This window comes from Klebsiella sp. PK01, assembly GCF_057624675.1.
Genome location: NZ_JBYEZM010000004.1, coordinates 193578 through 211600 on the forward strand (window position 1 = coordinate 193578; position 18023 = coordinate 211600).

The 18023-nt window shown below is 46.9% G+C and carries 18 protein-coding genes; 8 read left to right on the plus strand and 10 right to left on the minus strand.

Going from position 1 to position 18023, the window contains the following annotated elements; translation table 11 throughout:
- Genes AC22LX_RS14145 through AC22LX_RS14180 form a run of 8 tightly spaced genes read left to right on the plus strand, consistent with a single transcriptional unit; the run spans position 1 to position 7749 of the window.
- Positions 1-966, plus strand: a complete 966-nt coding sequence (locus AC22LX_RS14145) for an ATP-binding protein (protein ID WP_074165883.1) — start codon at positions 1-3, stop codon at positions 964-966.
- 8 nt (positions 967-974) lie between these two features.
- A complete protein-coding gene (locus AC22LX_RS14150; protein ID WP_063416609.1) occupies positions 975-1691 on the plus strand; it encodes an ABC transporter ATP-binding protein in 717 nt (238 codons plus the stop codon).
- Positions 1666-2316, plus strand: coding sequence for a hypothetical protein (locus AC22LX_RS14155; protein ID WP_045390869.1), 651 nt, complete (start codon positions 1666-1668; stop codon positions 2314-2316). Before AC22LX_RS14150 ends, AC22LX_RS14155 begins: the two co-directional genes overlap by 26 nt.
- Positions 2317-3627 carry an ABC transporter permease gene (locus AC22LX_RS14160; protein ID WP_045390866.1) on the plus strand — a complete coding sequence of 437 codons (1311 nt, stop codon included), beginning with the start codon at positions 2317-2319 and terminating at the stop codon, positions 3625-3627.
- Between the two features lie 8 nt (positions 3628-3635).
- A complete protein-coding gene (locus tag AC22LX_RS14165; protein ID WP_047078654.1) occupies positions 3636-4424 on the plus strand; it encodes an outer membrane lipoprotein-sorting protein in 789 nt (262 codons plus the stop codon).
- Between the two features lie 53 nt (positions 4425-4477).
- Positions 4478-5809 carry a hypothetical protein gene (locus AC22LX_RS14170; RefSeq protein ID WP_487334095.1) on the plus strand — a complete coding sequence of 444 codons (1332 nt, stop codon included), beginning with the start codon at positions 4478-4480 and terminating at the stop codon, positions 5807-5809.
- Between the two features lie 13 nt (positions 5810-5822).
- Positions 5823-6752 carry an ACP S-malonyltransferase gene (locus tag AC22LX_RS14175; protein ID WP_487334032.1) on the plus strand — a complete coding sequence of 310 codons (930 nt, stop codon included), beginning with the start codon at positions 5823-5825 and terminating at the stop codon, positions 6750-6752.
- 10 nt (positions 6753-6762) lie between these two features.
- Positions 6763-7749 carry a hypothetical protein gene (locus AC22LX_RS14180; protein WP_487334033.1) on the plus strand — a complete coding sequence of 329 codons (987 nt, stop codon included), beginning with the start codon at positions 6763-6765 and terminating at the stop codon, positions 7747-7749.
- 46 nt (positions 7750-7795) lie between these two features.
- Here the strand turns inward: AC22LX_RS14180 and AC22LX_RS14185 are convergent, their stop codons facing one another.
- The 10 genes from AC22LX_RS14185 to AC22LX_RS14230 form a co-directional block, all read right to left on the minus strand.
- Positions 7796-8122 carry a hypothetical protein gene (locus AC22LX_RS14185; protein WP_047044462.1) on the minus strand — a complete coding sequence of 109 codons (327 nt, stop codon included), beginning with the start codon at positions 8120-8122 and terminating at the stop codon, positions 7796-7798.
- Between the two features lie 268 nt (positions 8123-8390).
- Positions 8391-9758: an MFS transporter gene (locus AC22LX_RS14190; protein WP_487334034.1), complete on the minus strand. Its 1368-nt coding sequence runs from the start codon at positions 9756-9758 to the stop codon at positions 8391-8393.
- 201 nt (positions 9759-9959) lie between these two features.
- The gene (locus tag AC22LX_RS14195; RefSeq protein ID WP_045390848.1) at positions 9960-10292 is read right to left on the minus strand and encodes a hypothetical protein; all 333 of its coding nucleotides are present in this window, start codon (positions 10290-10292) and stop codon (positions 9960-9962) included.
- Positions 10293-10531: 239 nt separating this feature from the next.
- Positions 10532-11419, minus strand: coding sequence for a heme o synthase (gene cyoE / locus AC22LX_RS14200; RefSeq protein WP_045390845.1), 888 nt, complete (start codon positions 11417-11419; stop codon positions 10532-10534).
- 11 nt (positions 11420-11430) lie between these two features.
- Positions 11431-11760 carry a cytochrome o ubiquinol oxidase subunit IV gene (locus AC22LX_RS14205; RefSeq protein ID WP_015704585.1) on the minus strand — a complete coding sequence of 110 codons (330 nt, stop codon included), beginning with the start codon at positions 11758-11760 and terminating at the stop codon, positions 11431-11433.
- A complete protein-coding gene (locus AC22LX_RS14210) occupies positions 11760-12371 on the minus strand; it encodes a cytochrome o ubiquinol oxidase subunit III (protein ID WP_015704586.1) in 612 nt (203 codons plus the stop codon). The genes AC22LX_RS14205 and AC22LX_RS14210 overlap by 1 nt, the downstream gene beginning before the upstream one ends.
- Positions 12361-14352, minus strand: coding sequence for a cytochrome o ubiquinol oxidase subunit I (gene cyoB / locus AC22LX_RS14215; protein ID WP_015704587.1), 1992 nt, complete (start codon positions 14350-14352; stop codon positions 12361-12363). Before cyoB ends, AC22LX_RS14210 begins: the two co-directional genes overlap by 11 nt.
- Positions 14353-14371: 19 nt before the next feature.
- A complete protein-coding gene (gene cyoA / locus AC22LX_RS14220) occupies positions 14372-15316 on the minus strand; it encodes a cytochrome o ubiquinol oxidase subunit II (protein WP_015704588.1) in 945 nt (314 codons plus the stop codon).
- 480 nt (positions 15317-15796) lie between these two features.
- Positions 15797-17272: a muropeptide MFS transporter AmpG gene (gene ampG, locus AC22LX_RS14225; RefSeq protein ID WP_045390843.1), complete on the minus strand. Its 1476-nt coding sequence runs from the start codon at positions 17270-17272 to the stop codon at positions 15797-15799.
- A gap of 44 nt (positions 17273-17316) precedes the next feature.
- Entirely contained in the window at positions 17317-17895 is a 579-nt protein-coding gene (locus AC22LX_RS14230; protein ID WP_045390841.1) for a lipoprotein, read from the minus strand.
- Positions 17896-18023: the final 128 nt, after the last annotated feature.

An 18023-nucleotide genomic window follows, 5' to 3' on the forward strand; every position in this document is an offset into this window, starting at 1 on the left:
ATGAATAGTAAGATGTATTTGTCTTCATATTCATTTCTTGAACCTGAAGAACCGTTTAATTTATATTATCCAAACTGGTTAAATGTATGGGAGTCGCATTCATTCAATACCGCGCTCAAGGCAACGGGAGCGAATGGTTGGCGATTTAAACGCTTTGGCACACGTGCCGAAATATATAATCGTGAAATCACAAGGCGACCAGATCATATACCCTATATTAATGCCATGGAAAGAGTGTCGGACGATGCTCTACATAGCTTATCAGCAAAAGAACGGATGCTACTCCTGAAATCACGAACCGCCTTTATCTATATTGATTCATGGGGGGAGTCAGGCGTTTTTGAATACAATATAAGTAGCCTTAACTTATCCACTATTGATACTTTACCTAAGAATTTGATTAAGAAATTTTCTATCAACAACGTGACCTGTAAAATACGAGGTGAAAACTATGCTCTATTTCAGGCAATGGCATTGACACAGGATTATCTTGCTTGGGATGTATTTGATTTTGTCGTTATCTGCGGAGGTTACCGTGCGGTGCCGTTGTTGGCTTTTACCGCAGAAAGCCTTAGCCAAGGCGAAAGGAAAAAACATCATAAGCATGTTCCTGGCGTGAATGTGTCAATTGAAAGAGTGGGCTGCTTTATATTCAGTAGAAGAGAAAGTCATATGAGAGTGAACTGTGGTCCATATATATCTAATGGTGTAGACCGCTTGTTTGTATCACAATCAGAAAAAAATAATGATATTGACTTGGTTGCCTATGCCGGTGGTATCAATAAATTAATACCACCTTCTAACAAAGGAGTCGATCTCATTACTCGTTATGGTTGTAGCGGCTGCATGACCCCTGCTTTGAGCTGGCAATACATTGCACACCACGCTTTGCATAATGGCTGTCTTCGAACCGTTATCCCTGGGGCAGTCGGTGGCTATGCTTATTTTGATACCTGGTACGAATAGAAGGCCCTATGCGCAGCAATATAACAGAATTACCTGATATATCTCTGTACGGTATACATAAATCTTATGGTCCTCAGGATAACATTACTATTGCACTGAATGATATTAATCTGGATATTGTAAGAGGTGAGTTCGTAGCATTATGTGGCCCTTCGGGAAGCGGTAAGAGTACCTTGCTTAATATACTTTCAGGTATTGATAAACCAACGGCAGGTAATGTTTTTTTTCTTGGCAAAAATCTAAATGCGCTGTCTGAAAAGAATTTGGCGCGACTTCGTAGTCATCATTTAGGGTTTATTTTTCAGTTTTTCAATTTAGTCCCGGTACTAAGTGTTTTTGATAATGTTTTTTATCCCCTGATGCTAAATGGGCATTTCAATGCAAAAGAGGCGAAAGCACGGAGTCTACATTTCCTCGATAGTGTGGGCTTAGCCCACTTAGTTGGGCGAAAGCCAGGCCAATTATCAGGCGGACAACAACAGCGGGTCGCGATAGCAAGGGCGTTAGCGCATAGTCCTGAAGTCGTTGTTGCCGACGAACCGACCGGAAATTTGGATCTGGCCACTGGAGAAGCGATTCTTGACCTGCTGCTTGACATTAATCGGCGCACAGAGACGACGTTTATTATCTCCACTCATTCGACTCAACTACAAGAGCGAGCTCGTCGGAGAGTGGAAATTAAAGATGGAGCAATAATATATGATTCAGCGAAGCAATCTTTGTAGAGTTTTGCTTCTGTGTTTAACCACGGTTATATTTTCAGCATTCGCTGAATCGATACCCACACCTGTTTCGGATCGTGTTTTACAGGATGGGTTACCAGGTGAGCCAAAAGCATTAGCATCGGTCACAGCAAATTTACTTAAAGAATATGAACGCACTAATAACGTTGGCGTGCTGATCTTTTATTCATGGGGGATGCTGCGGCAAGCAGCTTATTACCTGAGTGTTAATGATCTGATTCACGCCTCTGAATATGCAAAGACAGGATTCTTCTATATGGATGAGTCGGTAGATGTCAATGAAGATAATTTGCTAATCAGATATTTGCGTGCGCGTGTTGATGCCTGGCTTCCGGGTAATTTGGGGCGGTGCGTGATTACGATTGAAGATACCGACTTGCTGATGAGGAATAGAGATAAATTCAGCGTCGAGATTGTTCGGAAGATTAACGAGATGCGTTTACGAGCTCTCCATCAGTGCCATAGCAAACCACAAGAAGAACAATTCCTTCAGTATCTGAGAAGCGTAGGGCAAAACCTTAAAATCGATTATGCAAATAACAATCCGCCAGCGTGGGAAATGGCTGAAGTCGTGCAGGTTGTTGTTCCGGTTATTAAAGGTGATTAAATGTCAAGGGATGTGATATTCATTAATGGTATTGTGGCGTTGTTATTGCTATTTGTAGTTTATAATATCATCTTCAACTATGGTGATGCTAAATTTTCATTCCTTAATTTGCTACGGCATCAGCGTAGAACCCTTTCTACTATTTTTGCAATTGTTTTAGGTGGTGGCGCTATATTTCTATATGGCGGTTTTATCAAATACTCTTTTTGGATACTCAAGGAGCAGACGATACGAACTAATGTTGGCCATGTGCAAATTTATAATAAATCCTACTTTGAAACGGCTAATAAGAATAAAAGCCTTATTTCTGACTACATTTCACTAAAACATAATATATTACAAAATGCCTATTTTTCTAATGCAATTTCGACAATTTCAGGTCAGCTAGAGTTTAGTGGGATTATATCTCACTACGAAAGCGAAACGTCAAATTATTTTTCGGCGCAAGGCATTGAACCATTACCATCTCTGAAGCTAGGAGCATTTGATAAGATAGTCTTTGGAAGCGATTTATCTCGCGTAAAACATAATGAAATTACCATCGGAAGCGGTTTGGCCAAAACACTTGATAGCCACTATGGTGACTGGCTCGATATCCTGGCGGTAAATGTGGCAGGAGGACAGGGCGCTATATCAGTCAAACTCCGTGGCATCTTTGAGTCGGGAATTAAGGATTATGATGATGTTGCACTAAAGATACCTCTTGATACCGCTCAGCGAATCATGGGTACGAATGGCGTCAGTAAAATAGTTATCTTATTAAAACATGATGATGTAGCGCCATTTGTTATTAAAATGAGAGAGTTTATCGCTCAACAGAATTTACCCCTTATCGTTAAGGACTGGAAGGAAAGCTCTATTTTTTACCAGCAAGTTGAAGGCATGCTTTCGGGTATCTATTTTTTTATTAAAGTCATAGTAGCACTTATTGTGATATTTATGATCGGTAATTCAATGACCATGAATATCGTTGAGCGGACTAAAGAGATCACGACACTACGAGCCATCGGTTTACAGTCCAGTCGTGTTACGCTTTTATTCTGGTTGGAAGGTATATATATAGGCATTTTGGGGGCAATCGGTAGCCTTGCTTTTGGTTATACCATTGCTGCGATTATTAATATTTCCGGCATTGCAATGCCTCCTTCTCCAGGGCAGTCAGTTGGATATACTGCATTTATTAAAAGCAATGACGCAGAGTTAATTTGGTTTACCTTGATGTTGCCAATTTTAACGTCAGCCCTGGCTTCTATCATTCCTGCATATCGTGCATCGCGGCTTAATATTACAGATGCATTTAAATCTTCATAGAGGGCAGTATGAGAATTGGCATGTGGTATTTATTATATTTGGCAGTATTACTGCATTCAGCTGCAGTGCAAGCGACAAAAATTGATCAGCAGGCTCTGGAGATTATTCGCAGGGCGGATGAAGTTCGTTCACCAAATGAACCTTTCCGCTATGAAGTGACCGTGTTGGAGTTTAAAGAGGGAGTGGATGAACCTGAAAATAAACAATCTCTTGATATTTCAATGCGATTTATTAAGCCGAAAAACGGTATTAAAGCTGACGCTCGTTCATTGATACGCTTTACTTATCCTCCGCGAGATAAAGGTAAAGTCATGTTATCTGATTGGTATGATTTATGGTTTTATACGCCTGAGCTTCGAAGGCCAGTTCCCATTTCGCGTTCACAACGCTTAATAGGCCAGATCTCTAATGGTGATGTTATCGTAACGAACTTCGAATATGCCTATGATTCGACGCTGGAGGGTGAGGAGCCTTGTGGTGATAAAATCTGCTATCGGTTGTCTCTTATTCGTAAATCTGAGGCCGTTACTTATCCAAAAGTGATTTACCTGGTAGAAAAAAACGCCGAGTATCGACCATTTAAGGCATCATATTACTCACTTGATAATCAATTACTCAAGAGTGTTTTGTATAAAAACTATCAAATGGTATTGGGAATGTACCGGCCAACAGAAATTATTGTGCAGAATACTCGGTATGAAAAGGGCTATTCTGTCATGAAGTATAGTAATGTTCGCCTTGAGTCCTTACCAGAATTTCACTTCACGAAGGAGTTCATTCAGAGGGAAGCAAAGTGAAATTGCTTCGGGCTGTATTACTATCAATTCTAACATTAATACCGTTGTTGGGGATGGCAGATTGTCTTACCGCGGATGAAATACAACAAAATGGTCAATTGATTTTGATGGGGCAAACATCCTTTACACATAAAAATGAGTCTCTATGGCGTATCAGTGGATCTAACCCGTATACCACTGATAACGCCTATAATAATATTTCACTTAACGTCTCTAGCTCTTGCGATATTATTGATGATGTGTTGGCTGTGGATTTTTCATTATATGGCTTTGGATATCATCCGATGAACGAGGTGGGGCTTTTCGAAGAAGATGATAGTCGCTCTAAAATATTAATCGATAGGCTAAAGCTGAACGCAACATTATCTGAAAACGTCAGTCTCGAAGGAGGAAAACTTAGACCGCATTCCGGCGCTTTTCATTTAAGATCGCCTGCAGCATTGTTGACGACTTATTATGCCGGATTTAAACCTACCAGAATATTCGACCCTGGATTTAACTCCACCTATAATGAGCCGTTTTGGGGAGGGCGGATCTCAGAAGAGTTCCGCGATTATGCATTCTCGTTTACCATCATACCCAAATTGGCGAGTATTGATGAATATTATGAGTCATCCAGCAACTGGACGGCCAATCAACGGGGCAACAGCAGTGAGTATTATTTATTAAGTTACTCCGATTATCGACTTGCTAATCATCGACTGGCAGCAGATGTGATGCTTGGCGATTCTCCATCGTTGGCCCTCGCGGATAGCTACAATATAACTCCTCAGTTTGTTGTCAACGTAGAGGCGGCTTTACACAAAAATCAACAGTGGCGGCATTTTTCCCGTGAAAAACGAGATGCAGTATTATCTGGGAACTATCCTTCATTGCTTTATGCTCAGGATGATAAAAAAAATTATGAATTAGCCGTTGGCGGCCAGTATACCACTGACCTTTTTAGTGTATTAGGTATCGAATACTATTATCAGAGTGAAGGATACTCAAAAGCGGCATGGCGAGAGCAGACCGACTTTATTAAACTATTAAGTAATAAAACTGGCTTATCCAGTTTAGATAAAATATTTGATGATTATAAGTATCTGATGGGGTCAGAAATAAGTAATACAGGAAATAAAGGGATGTTACAAGGACGACATTATATTAATTCGTGGCTAAGTTTACAGAATACAGATCATTCAACTTTTCAGCCCTATCTGGTGATGAACTTAGTTGATGGTAGTGCATTAATTGGCACTCATTATATCAAGCCGGTAAAAGGGTTGGGCGAACGGGTAGAGATTTATTCGGGGTTTTATAGTGCATTAGGTCATCGTGATTCTGAGTTTGCACTTTTTGGCGAGACCCTCGGAATTTATGTTGGATTTAAATACTATTTATAAGGATATATTGTCTATGACTAAGTTATCAGAGCAACCATTGGTGCTTATTTTCGCCGGTCAGGGAAATCCTGTAATTGGAATGGGAGCAGATTTATGGGATCTTAACGCAACCACCAGACAAATCTGGGATTGCGCTAGTGATGTAACAGGGTTGGATCTTCGTCGGTTATGTTTGAAAGGGCCAATGAATCGTCTGGTGAAAACGACGACACAGCAGGCAGCGGTGACGGCTATCAACGTTACGCTCTATAGTCTTTATGCTGAGCAATTCTCTGACGCTCACATCGTGGGTTCATGTGGGCATAGTGTTGGTGAATATAGCGCACTCTACGCGGCCGGTGCTTTAACGCTGGAGAATGTGTTCAAACTAATATCAGCGCGCTCAACTATCATGGATGATTTAAGTCATATTCGTAAAGGCGCAATGCTAGCGGTGAGAGGTGCCGATTATCAAACGATAAGCCAGTTGATTAACGATTCCGGAAGTCCGGTTGTGGTGAGTTGTGATAATAGTCCCTATCAGCAGGTGGTTGGCGGAACGCTGCCAGATTTAAGCGAATTCGCCGGGGTACTTATGGGAGCTGGCCTGGAAACGGTAAAGTTGGGCGTTAGCGGTGCCTGGCACACGCCACTAATGGCTGATGGAGTTCAGCTTATGCGAGATGCCCTGGAGGTGGTGGAAATGGTACGGCCAAATTATCCTGTACTAATGAATGTTACCGGGCGCGAAGAAGGTGACCCTGAGATAATTAAAAACAACTTATCGTTGCATTTGACCCATACCGTACAATGGACAGCATCTATGACTGCTTTTTTACAACACACTCCCGTCGTCAGGTTCGTTGAAATCAGCAATAAAGCGTATCTTGGACAATTACTAAATGATTTCGATGATTTCTCGGCAGAGTATTTCATTCATTGTCGAAAAATATTGGTGGCGTAACGAGGCTAGCATGATTCCGGATTATTTAACTTTTATTCGTCGACAGGATCGTTCGCTTTTACCCTATTTGTACTTTATTTGTACGATGCTGATTGCATTCTACGTGAAAAACAGAGGGTATCTTTTGACCGTGGAAGATGCATTCCCTGTCAGCGCCATTTTTTCGTTAACTATGTTTAGCTTTGTTTATGAACTTAAAGCGTATTGGGCTTACAAATATGCGATAAAAAATATCAACTTTTCTTGGTTTCAGGGAAAAAAGTATTCGCAATGTGAGGCCATACTATGGCATCCGCTTGTTGCTACAGCTTGCTGTTTACTGGGGTGCTATCTGGTTGTGAAGGGATTTCTACTCTTCTTTTCAAGCATTCTCGCGATGGTCTGTATTGTCATCTTTGTGCCGATAATGGTCTATATGATGTGCTGGTTCGCCAGGAATTGTTACGTCAAACAGTTACAGCGGGCAACTGCGTATACGCTTAGATACCGTAATCTCCATCATTATGCTTGCTTAAATGTTACCGTAACTTTTATGACCAGTTTTCTGGTTATCAGCCCCTTAGTCGCGGATGAAGATTTTTCCTTATCCAATGGTTTTTTTTCTGCAAAGTTGATAGTTGCTATGCTGATTCTTTGTTCAGCGATACTGGCAGTTAATTTGATTTTTGCTCACCCATCCAGGCGTTATACTTTTTTAGGACGGCTTTTTCAGAAAGAGTTTGATGTGAACCTGGCTAAAACTATCCCATTTACCGTAATGTATAGGAAATCGCTGTGGTTGCGGTTAGTTATTTTATTTATTCTTCAACTGTTATGGATCGTAATTTTTAGCCTGTTGCTGAAATTATTAGGGTGGGAAATATATTTTTATGTCTATTTTATTTTATGCATGATACCGGCGATGGGATACTTTTATTTACATGTTTACTGGCGCTGGCATGATGATTACATGACGGCATGTGATATGTATCTCAGATGTGGCGAAAATAATAAATAACATCAGAAAATATGGCCAGTCAGAAAACTGACTGGCCATATGCTATTTAGCTCTGCAGGGCCTCAACAACACCACCCCAGTCAGTAGCAGCATTATAAACAAAGTTTGACCAAACCCCTGATTCAGCATACAGCAGGGAGTTGATATGGTCAGTTATAATGCTTCCCAGGCTAGATGGCGAACCGCCAAGAATATTAGAAACCAGATCAATAGTGGTTTCCAGAGCGGAGGAGGCCAGAATCATACCTGCGTTAATACCTGCTGCTACCAGGCCCAGCGCTGATTGAACGGTGAAATCAACCAAAGCGCAAGGTAGGTCGATAATGCCTGCACCAGAGACATATTCCATTTCGTTTGCGGTTAATTCTTTCATTTTTAATTCCATCCTAGATTAATGAATTGTTAATGATGTGCCTATGCACACCGGGCAATATACTAATCAGAGGGTTTTTTATATAATAGTGAATATTTAAATGATCTATTAGTTTTAATGTGAATTAAACTTCACAAAACAGAATTAGAAAAGTACGGGGGCTTATTACGTCAATTCATGTTTGATAAGAGAAGATACCCGAAGGTATCTTCTGTGTTGCCGCGCGTTCAACTCATTGTTTAGAGCATAGAAATGGGGGGGGGGGCGATTACGAAGTTGCGATAATAGCCTGTTCAACCTCGAAGCGGTTGGTCACTTTGCTGTCAATTTTTATGTAGGCTGAACGTTCTTCAGCGACAATCATGACCTGTTCAACGCCAGGTTTCGACAACAGACGGCGCTGTAGTTCATCATTAATGATGACTTCGTCCGGGATCTCAACTCGGAGACTGCTCACGTAAGGTGGTTCGCTCATCGTACTGGCAACCAGCAGCCATAACATTGCTAGCAGGGCCCCAAGCAGGAACACCGTTTGTGAATCAAAGAAACCATCGACCCAGCCGCCGAGGGCGCCACCGATGGCCACGCCGATAAACTGGCTGGTAGAGTAAATACCCATTGCCGTGCCTTTATAACCTGCTGGTGATTCCTTGCTAATTAATGAAGGCAACAATGCCTCCAGCAGGTTAAAGGCGAGGAAGAACAGCTGCACACCCACGACCAGTTCCCAGAAATAGCCACCTGCTCCCCAGAGCACGATTTCAGCTATCAGTAGAAGAGCGACGCAGAACAGAAACACACGTTTCATCTTGCGCTTCACTTCCGCATAGATGATGAATGGCACCACGGCGACAAAGGAAATGACCATGGTCACCAGGTAAATTTTCCAGTGCTCGGCGGCCGGGAAACCCGCGGCCTCCAGTTGTCCTGGCAGCGCAACAAAAGTCGACATTAGCATGATGTGCAGACACATAATGCCGAAGTTCAGCTTGAGGAGTTTAGGTTCAGCAAGCACTTTGCTGAAGCAGCCCTTTACCATGCCAGATTCACGGTTCAGTACATGATTGTGGCTATTTGGTACTACCCATAGAGTCAGCAAAATACCGAGGCTGGCCAGAATAGCGATCATCCAGAATAGCGCATGCAACCCTAACTGGTGAGTGACAATAGGGCCGAGCACCATAGCGATAGCAAAGGTCACGCCAAAACTGACGCCAATGAAGGCCATGGCTTTGGTACGGTTCTGTTCGCGGGTTAAATCAGAAAGTAGTGCCATGACGGCGGCGGCGATAGCGCCAGAGCCCTGCAGCGCGCGGCCAAGAATAATGCCCCAGATGGAATTGGTCAGCGCGGCGATGATGCTGCCGATAACAAATATCAGCAAACCACCAATAATTAACGGTTTACGGCCAATGCGGTCAGACAGGAGGCCAAACGGGATCTGGAAGACGGCCTGGGCGAGCCCGTAAATGCCAATAGCTAAACCAATCAGCGCTTCACTAGCCCCCTGCAGCGCCATGCCATATGTGGTCAAAACAGGCAGGACCATAAACATGCCGAGCATGCGCAGTGAGAATACGGTCCCTAAACCCCAGGTTGCGCGCAGTTCTCCTGGCGTCATTTTGTTATCGTTCATTACCACCTCAATATAAAAACTGTGACTAGTGTAGTGGGGGGATAAGGACGCGTAAATAAATGTTTGTTTAGCAGATATTACGACTGTGTTGCGTAATAGAAGAAGGGATGAGAACCAGAGGCTAAAAGGGGGCAGAGCGAAATAAAAGATTAAAAACAAAGGAAAGGGCAGAAATGAAATCTGCCCTGATCATTATACCGATTAGGATGCAGCCTGATCCAGGAAGCTATTCCAGTCGGTTGCGGCGTTATTCACGAAAGTGTTCCAGCTGCTTCCAGCAGTGGAAACGAAGTTTGCCCAGTTTTCCTGACCGGTGCTGACTACGCTTTCCCAGTTTGTCTGCCCAAGAAGGAACTTGCCAAATTCAATCGCGCTATCGCCGACGAAAGAGGCAAACGCCAGACCGGAGGTCAGCGCAAATGAGGTAAACCCTGCCGCGGAATTAGCGACAAAGCTGGCGAAACCAGTTGCGGCGCTTACCAGGTTGAAACCACCTGAGACAGATTCCATTTCGTTGAATGTTAATTCTTTCATTGTTATTCCTTGCAGTTAAATCCATGTTTTATGTAGGCGTTTGCCTACGAGATAAGGCTAGCACTAACTTCAGTGATGGAGCGAGATAGGCGGCGGTTAGCGATGCTCATTTTTTTCTCAATTTTTAACAGCGTAATAGGTGAAGAAAATGAAGCAAAAGGGGAGGGGAGAGGGCAATTTCTCTAGATAAAAAAGCCCCCGCTTGCGGAGGCTTTTATCATTTCATATAAAGCGTAATCTTATCTGACGTAAGCCAGCAGATTATGTGAATCCGGGACCATGAAATCGACAGACATCATCACCGACAGGGCAGTGATGGCGACGATGGAAAAGACGAACAGCTTACGTGCCCAGACTTTATCATCCGCCACTTTATACCCACGTAATGCCATGCCAAGCCACCAGACGCTGACTGCGGCAGCTACGACCAGATATTTGTATCCGGCATAGCCCCCCAGAGAAAGCATCAGCGTTGCCACGGCAAAGGCCACGATGTACAGCGTGATATGATTTTTTGCGACGGAGATACCTTTCACCACCGGCAGAACCGGAATATTCGCCGCCTGATAATCCTTAAAACGGAAGATCGCGATGGCGTAGGAGTGAGGCATCTGCCACAGGCTAAAGATCGCCAGTAGAATCGCCGCGCCGCTGTCAAAATCACCGGTAACCGCGCAGTAGCCAATCACCGGCGGCGCAGCGCCGGAGAGAGAGCCAATCAGCGTGCCGTAGACGGAGTGGCGTTTCATGTACAGGCTGTAGACGCCGACATAAACCACGAACCCCATCACGCCCAGCCAGCAAGCCAACGGGTTGGCGCCGAACCACAGCAGCATGAAGCCAGCAATACCCAGCAAGGTGGCGTATACCAGCGATGATTCTGGCGAGATCAGCCCTTTGACCAGCACCCGGTTTTTCGTCCGTTCCATCTTACGATCGATATCACGGTCGATGTAGTTGTTGAAAACACAACCCGAGGCGACCACCAGGGATACTCCGAGGAGCGTCCAGACGAACAGCGGATAGTCGATGTGGCCTTTGGAGGCCAGCAGGAAACCGCCGATCACGGAGATCAGGTTGCCAAAAATGATGCCTGGTTTCGTTACTTGCAGGTATTGCTTAAACATACTCGCCGCTCTTAGTGCATCATCATGTTGTAGTTGAGGTTCCACATAATCCAGATGGAGCCGACAACTACGATAGCAATGATGATTACGGTGAAGATAAACGCGGTCAGGTTCCAACCTTCGTCAGATTTACTGTTCATGTGCAGGAAGTACACCAGGTGTACCAGAATCTGCACCACAGCCGTGACCAGGATGGTTCCCAGAATCGCTGCATGCGAGGCGGAGCCACTCATAACCATTGCAAACGGGATTGCCGTCAGAATGATCGACAGGATGAATCCTGTCATGTAGCTCTTCACGCTGCCGTGAGAAGCGCCGCTATGATCGGTAGAATGACTCATTACATCGCCCCCATCAGATAAACAACAGAGAACACGCAGATCCACACCACGTCCAGGAAGTGCCAGAACAGACTCAGGCACATAATACGGGTACGGTTAGTGCTGGTCAGGCCGCGACGGGATACCTGAACCATCAGCACCGCCATCCACAGCAGACCGGAGGTGACGTGCAGACCGTGGGTACCGACCAGCGCGAAGAACGCTGACAGGAAGCCGCTACGGTCCGGACCCATCCCTTCAACAATCAGGTGATGGAATTCATAGATTTCCATCCCAACGAACCCTGCACCGAAGAGGAAGGTGAGGGCAAGCCAGGAAACGACCTGGCTCTTGTTGTTTTTGTACATGGCGATAGCCGCCATGCCATAGGTGATGGAGCTGAATAACAGCAGTGCGGTTTCAACCAGAACGAACGGCAGTTCAAAAATATCTTTACCCGCCGGGCCGCCAGCCGTGCCGTTCACCAGAACGGCATAGGTTGCGAACAGCGTAGCGAAGATAATGCAGTCGCTCATCAGGTAGATCCAGAAACCGAAGACTTTCATCGGTCCTGTATCATGGTGCCCGTGTTCATGCGCGTGGGCATTATGCGCAAGAGTATCAGTTGCCATTTTTCAGCCCTGCTTTGTTAATCTCATCGAAATGCTGATTTTCCAGTTTTTCGACTTCCGCAACCGGTACGTAGTAATCCACGTCCTCGTCAAAGCTCTTGATAATCCAGGTCACAACGATGCCGGCGAAACCAACAATCGCCATCCACCAGATATGCCAGATCATCGCGAAGCCAAACACCGTTGCGAATGCAGCAATGATGATGCCCGCGCCGCTGTTTTTCGGCATATGAATTTCTTCATAATGCGCAGGTTGCTTGTACGCTTCGCCTTTTTCTTTCATTTCCCAGAACGCGTCACGTTCGTGAACGTTAGGAACGACTGCGAAGTTATAGAACGGCGGTGGAGAAGAGGTTGCCCACTCCAGAGTACGGCCGCCCCATGGGTCGCCGGTCAGGTCACGGTTCTGATCGCGATCGCGGATAGAAACGTAGAACTGAATCAGCTGGCACAGGATACCGCAAGCGATCAGCGCCGCGCCGCATGCTGCAACAACCAGCATGGAGTGGAACTGCGGGTCGATGTCCTGGCTCAGACGACGGGTCATACCCATGAAGCCCAGCACGTACAGCGGCATAAATGCCACGAAGAAGCCGATGATCCAGAACCAGAATGCGCGTTTACCCCAGGTTTCGTTCAGGGTGAAACCAAAGGCTTTCGGCCACCAGTAGGTCAGACCTGCGAAGCAACCGAATACCACACCGCCGATGATGACGTTATGGAAGTGCGCAATCAGGAACAGACTGTTGTGCAGTACGAAGTCCGCGCCCGGTACCGCCAGCAGAACACCGGTCATCCCACCAACGGAGAAGGTAACGATGAAGCCGATAGTCCACATCATCGCCGAGTTGAAGACGATGCGGCCCTGGTACATGGTGAACAGCCAGTTGAAGATCTTAACCCCGGTCGGGATTGCGATAATCATGGTGGTAATACCGAAGAAGGCGTTTACGTTCGCGCCGGCACCCATGGTGAAGAAGTGGTGCAGCCAAACGATGAACGACAGAACGGTAATACAGACGGTTGCCCACACCAGCGAGGTGTAACCAAACAGACGTTTACGCGAGAAGGTCGCTGCCACTTCGGAGAAGACCCCGAATACCGGCAGAACCAGAATGTACACTTCCGGGTGACCCCAGGCCCAAATCAGGTTGATGTACATCATCATGTTGCCACCCATATCGTTGGTAAAGAAATGGGTGCCCAGGTAGCGGTCCAGGGTCAGCAGCGCGACGGTGACGGTCAGAATTGGGAAGGAGGCGATAATCAGGATGTTGGCGCACAGAGATGCCCAGGAGAATACCGGCATCTTGAACATGGTCATGCCAGGGGCACGCATCTTGATAATGGTCACAAAGAAGTTGATACCGGTCAGGGTAGTACCGATACCGGAGAGCTGCAGCGCCCAAATCCAGTAATCGACCCCTACGCCAGGACTGTATTCAATTCCCGAAAGCGGCGGATACGCCAGCCAACCGGTCTGTGCGAACTCACCGACGCCCAGAGACAGGTTAACCAGAATTACGCCCACAACGGTGAACCAGAAGCTCAGGTTGTTGAGGAACGGGAACGCAACGTCGCGTGCGCCGAGCTGAAGCGGAACCACCAGGTTCATCAGGCCGATAACAAACGGCATTGCCACGAAGAAGATCATGATAACGCCGTGGGCGGTAAAGATCTGATCGTAGTGATGAGGCGGCAGGAATCCTGCTTCCCCGGCAGAGGCCAGCACCTGCTGGCTACGCATCATAACGGCGTCAGCAAAGCCACGCAGCAGCATGACGATTGCCACGATAACGTACATGATACCGAGACGTTTGTGGTCGACGGACGTCAGCCACTCATTCCATAGGTAGGACCACTTACCGAAGTAAGTGATCGCTGCCAGTATCGCCAGTCCCCCGACGATGATTGCAGCAACCGTTACCACGATAATTGGTTCGTGGTAGGGCACTGCATCCAGTGTAAGTTTTCCGAACATCGTTTTCTTCCTCGGCCCCTTAGTGAGCGGTTTCCGCGTGGCTCATGTCCATACCTTCCATCCCTTCGTGCGCAGCGTGCTCGCCTTCAGGTTTAGACATGTTCATGCTCTCGTGAGACATGAATTTGTTAACAACATCTTTGAACAAATCCGGTTTCACATTAGAGAAGTATTCCACTTTGTTGTTTTCGCTAGGCACAGCCACTTTGTCGAATGCAGCCATGGAGTCCATGGAGTTCGGGGACTGTTTCGCTTTTGCTACCCACTGATCGAAGGTTGCACGATCCGGGGTGGCGATAGCCTTGAACTTCATACCAGAGAAGCCCGGGCCACTATAGCTTGCGGAGATACCGTCATAAGTGCCTGCTTCATCAGCAATGAGGTGCAGTTGAGTCTGCATACCGGCCATTGCATAAATCTGGCTACCTAAGCGCGGAATAAAGAACGAGTTCATCACGGAGTTGGAAGTGACTTTAAAGTGTACCGGTACGTTCGCCGGGAAGGCGATTTCGTTGACGGTAGCGATACCCTGTTCCGGGTAAATAAAGAACCATTTCCAGTCCATCGATACAACTTCGATGGTGATTGCTTTCTCGTCGTGGACAAGCGGTTTGCTTGGCTCCAGAGCGTGAGTGGTTTTCCAGGTCAGAACGGCCAGGAACAGGATGATCAGAATAGGAACCGTCCAGACCACAGCTTCAACTTTGTTGGAGTGTGACCAGTTCGGGCTATACTTCGCATCTTTATTGCTCGCGCGATACTTCCAGGCAAATCCTACTGCCATTAAGACGGCGGGAATAACGACAATCATCATCAGGCCGAATGCCGTCAGAATCAAAGAGCGTTGCTCCAGTCCAATCTGTCCTTTTGGGTCGAGGAGCGCAGAATCACAACCACTGAGTAATACAGTACCTGCGATTAATGACATCCATCCCAAACTTTTATTGTATTTCCTGAGTCTCATTGAACGACCTCAATTCCACGGGATCTGGTGGCGTTTAAAGTGTACGGGCATTTTACGGTAAGGTTGCATTACTGTAAACACGATTGGATCTGTGTCAGTTCTGTGTTAGCGGGTTCTGCTTGGATTGTCACATATGTTACGGAATGTGACGTAATTGCTTGCAAAGCCTGATTTACGCTGGATCTATAACGAAAGGGATAAGAAAGGGAATGCTTATGGGGATACGGATATAAACATCGTAAAAATAACACAAATAATTAACAATTAATTATCAAATAAAAGACATAAAGAAAACGTTAAAATAAAGTAACGCTGCTGAATCGGTTAAATTAATTAAAGAATCGCGTAAAAATTGTCAATAATTTCCAGAAATCTAAAACGCACAAAACAACAAATCAGTTCTCAGGAAAAATAAAATCGCTAATAAGCCGTTATAATTACCTCAGGTAATTAAAACGGCTATTAACGGTTTGGCGAAAATTAAATCAGCTGCGTTTTGCGTAGCGCCATATAGTCCAGAATCGCGCCGAGCAAAATACCACCGATAGCGGTCAATGCGGCGACTTCCAGCAGGCCTGGCAGGAAGGAAAAAGAGGTGTAATCCAGCGCGTTCATCGCCAACAGCAGCAGCCATATCGCCAGCATCAAACAACCTACCGCCAGGATAACCAGCGCCAGAGCATAAGTCTGCGGGTACTGCGTGCGCGGCAAGAAGCTTTCCGTTCGCTGCGTATATTCCAGCGTACGCCGACACAAGAGCAGGAGCAAAATCCCCGGCACGGCGGCTACGACGGAGAAAAGATAAAACGTCGGCCAGCCGTTCGCTTCAACAAACCAGCCGGCAATCGGGCCAACGTAAACGCGACCCACCGCCGACAGTGCCGACAGCAGCGCGAACTGAGTGGCGGAAAACGACTTGTTGCATAGCGTCATTAACAGCGCGACAAATGCCGCGGTGCCCATCCCGCCGCACAGGTTTTCAAAAAATACCGCCGCCGCCATCGAATAAAGATGTTTATCGGTTACCGAGAGGATCCAGTATCCGGCGTTGGAGGCCCCCTGCAGCAGGCCAAAGATCAGCAGGGCGCGGAACAGCGTCAGGCGCTGCATCAGTACGCCGCCGTAGAGTGCGCCGACGATGGTGGCGAACAGACCCAACGTTTTATTCACCATTCCGACTTCGCCGGCATCAAAACCGACGCCGCGTATAAGGAAAGTGGTGGTCAGGCTCATGGCGAAGGCATCACCGAGCTTATAAAGGACAATTAACAGCAGGATAAGCCAGGCGTTGTTGCGACCGAAGAAATCGCGCAGCGGCGCGGCGACGGCCTGCTCAAGAGATTTGGGCACCGGAATGACGTCGCTGGGCTCCGGCGCCAACAGCGTGGCGATAATGCATGGAATAAGTAACGCGGCCATCAGCCAGTACATACCTTGCCAGCCCAGCCAACGGTCGGCCAGCCAGAGCGCTAACCCTCCGGATACCAGCATCCCCAGGCGATAGCCGAGCACGCTGATGGCCGCACCGGCGCCGCGCTCTTCCGCCGGGAGGACGTCGGTTTTCCAGGCATCAAAGACGATATCCTGCGAGGCGGAGCAAAAAGCGATAACCACAGCCAACGCCGCCATCCAGCGCAACTGCGTTGCGGGTTCAAGAAAGCCCATCGCGGCGATGGCGACGAGTAGCGCTATCTGCGTCGTCAGCAGCCAGCCACGGCGACGGCCTAAAAACGGCGGCGTGTAGCGGTCCATTAATGGCGACCACAAAAATTTAAATACGTATGCCTGTCCGACGAGAGAGAAGAAGCCGATAGTTTTTAAATCGATATTTTCGACGGTCATCCACGCTTGCAGCGTGCCGGAGGTCAGCGCGAGAGGTAAACCAGAAGCAAAGCCAAGGATCAGCAAAATAGCTGATTTGGGCTGCTGAAAAATACGCAAATAGTGATTGGACATGGCATATAGAGCAGACCCGGCCTGATACCGGGCCTGCTATTTTATTAACGAGCGTTTTGCTTGATGAAGTCGTGAATGCTGGTGTCCTGCGCCATATCGGCGATGGTATCGGTCAGCACGCTATTAACCGCGTTTGCAATGTTCTCGTTGGAAGCCTGGAAAGCGCCCTCAACGGAGTAGCTGGAGCGGTAGTTTTTGGTCATCTTGTTGCCATTAGCGGCGGTGGCGATGATGGCGATATCCGCTTTAGTGGCGATGTTGTAACGCACGTTGCCTTGCGAGACGTCAGCATACAGTTTGTTAACAATGATCTGCAGATCGACGGCGCCATTCGGACCAATCATGTAGCCACGCGCGGTCATCTGCTTCTCAAGCACTTCCTGCAGCAGGAAGCGCAGATCGCGAGAGGCGGTCAGGGTGACCAACTGGTTGTTGCGGGTGACTTTCGCCAGCGCCTGATCGGTACGCTGGTCTGCGCCATTGATGCTGACGGTAACTCCCATCAGGCTCGGATCCTGCTGCGGCAGGGTGATTTTCGGCGATACTTCAATGGTCGTCGGCGGGGTGGCGCATCCTGCGAGTACAAACATCGCGACCAACGGGAATAGAATTTTCTTCAGCATGTTCAGGGTCTCAACGCACGGTGTTGTTATACCCGTCATAATTCAGGTTTCAGGCGCTACGGGGAATCGCGGGCGCTTTTTTCTGCAACTCGAAGTAGTTAGGGTGTTTAAGGAAAATTCCCGCCATC

Excerpts from the sequence above, each read along its gene's own strand:
- AC22LX_RS14195 (WP_045390848.1), bottom strand. The coding sequence starts at position 10,292 with ATGAAAGAATTAACATTCAACGAAATGGAATCTGTCTCAGGTGGTTTC.
- AC22LX_RS14170 (WP_487334095.1), top strand. The coding sequence starts at position 4,478 with ATGGCAGATTGTCTTACCGCGGATGAAATACAACAAAATGGTCAATTG.
- AC22LX_RS14160 (WP_045390866.1), top strand. The coding sequence starts at position 2,317 with ATGTCAAGGGATGTGATATTCATTAATGGTATTGTGGCGTTGTTATTG.
- cyoE (WP_045390845.1), bottom strand. The coding sequence starts at position 11,419 with ATGTTTAAGCAATACCTGCAAGTAACGAAACCAGGCATCATTTTTGGC.
- ampG (WP_045390843.1), bottom strand. The coding sequence starts at position 17,272 with ATGTCCAATCACTATTTGCGTATTTTTCAGCAGCCCAAATCAGCTATT.
- AC22LX_RS14145 (WP_074165883.1), top strand. The coding sequence starts at position 1 with ATGAATAGTAAGATGTATTTGTCTTCATATTCATTTCTTGAACCTGAA.
- AC22LX_RS14230 (WP_045390841.1), bottom strand. The coding sequence starts at position 17,895 with ATGCTGAAGAAAATTCTATTCCCGTTGGTCGCGATGTTTGTACTCGCA.
- AC22LX_RS14190 (WP_487334034.1), bottom strand. The coding sequence starts at position 9,758 with ATGAACGATAACAAAATGACGCCAGGAGAACTGCGCGCAACCTGGGGT.
- cyoA (WP_015704588.1), bottom strand. The coding sequence starts at position 15,316 with ATGAGACTCAGGAAATACAATAAAAGTTTGGGATGGATGTCATTAATC.
- cyoB (WP_015704587.1), bottom strand. The coding sequence starts at position 14,352 with ATGTTCGGAAAACTTACACTGGATGCAGTGCCCTACCACGAACCAATT.
- AC22LX_RS14180 (WP_487334033.1), top strand. The coding sequence starts at position 6,763 with ATGATTCCGGATTATTTAACTTTTATTCGTCGACAGGATCGTTCGCTT.
- AC22LX_RS14150 (WP_063416609.1), top strand. The coding sequence starts at position 975 with ATGCGCAGCAATATAACAGAATTACCTGATATATCTCTGTACGGTATA.
- AC22LX_RS14210 (WP_015704586.1), bottom strand. The coding sequence starts at position 12,371 with ATGGCAACTGATACTCTTGCGCATAATGCCCACGCGCATGAACACGGG.
- AC22LX_RS14185 (WP_047044462.1), bottom strand. The coding sequence starts at position 8,122 with ATGAAAGAATTAACCGCAAACGAAATGGAATATGTCTCTGGTGCAGGC.
- AC22LX_RS14175 (WP_487334032.1), top strand. The coding sequence starts at position 5,823 with ATGACTAAGTTATCAGAGCAACCATTGGTGCTTATTTTCGCCGGTCAG.
- AC22LX_RS14165 (WP_047078654.1), top strand. The coding sequence starts at position 3,636 with ATGAGAATTGGCATGTGGTATTTATTATATTTGGCAGTATTACTGCAT.
- AC22LX_RS14205 (WP_015704585.1), bottom strand. The coding sequence starts at position 11,760 with ATGAGTCATTCTACCGATCATAGCGGCGCTTCTCACGGCAGCGTGAAG.
- AC22LX_RS14155 (WP_045390869.1), top strand. The coding sequence starts at position 1,666 with ATGATTCAGCGAAGCAATCTTTGTAGAGTTTTGCTTCTGTGTTTAACC.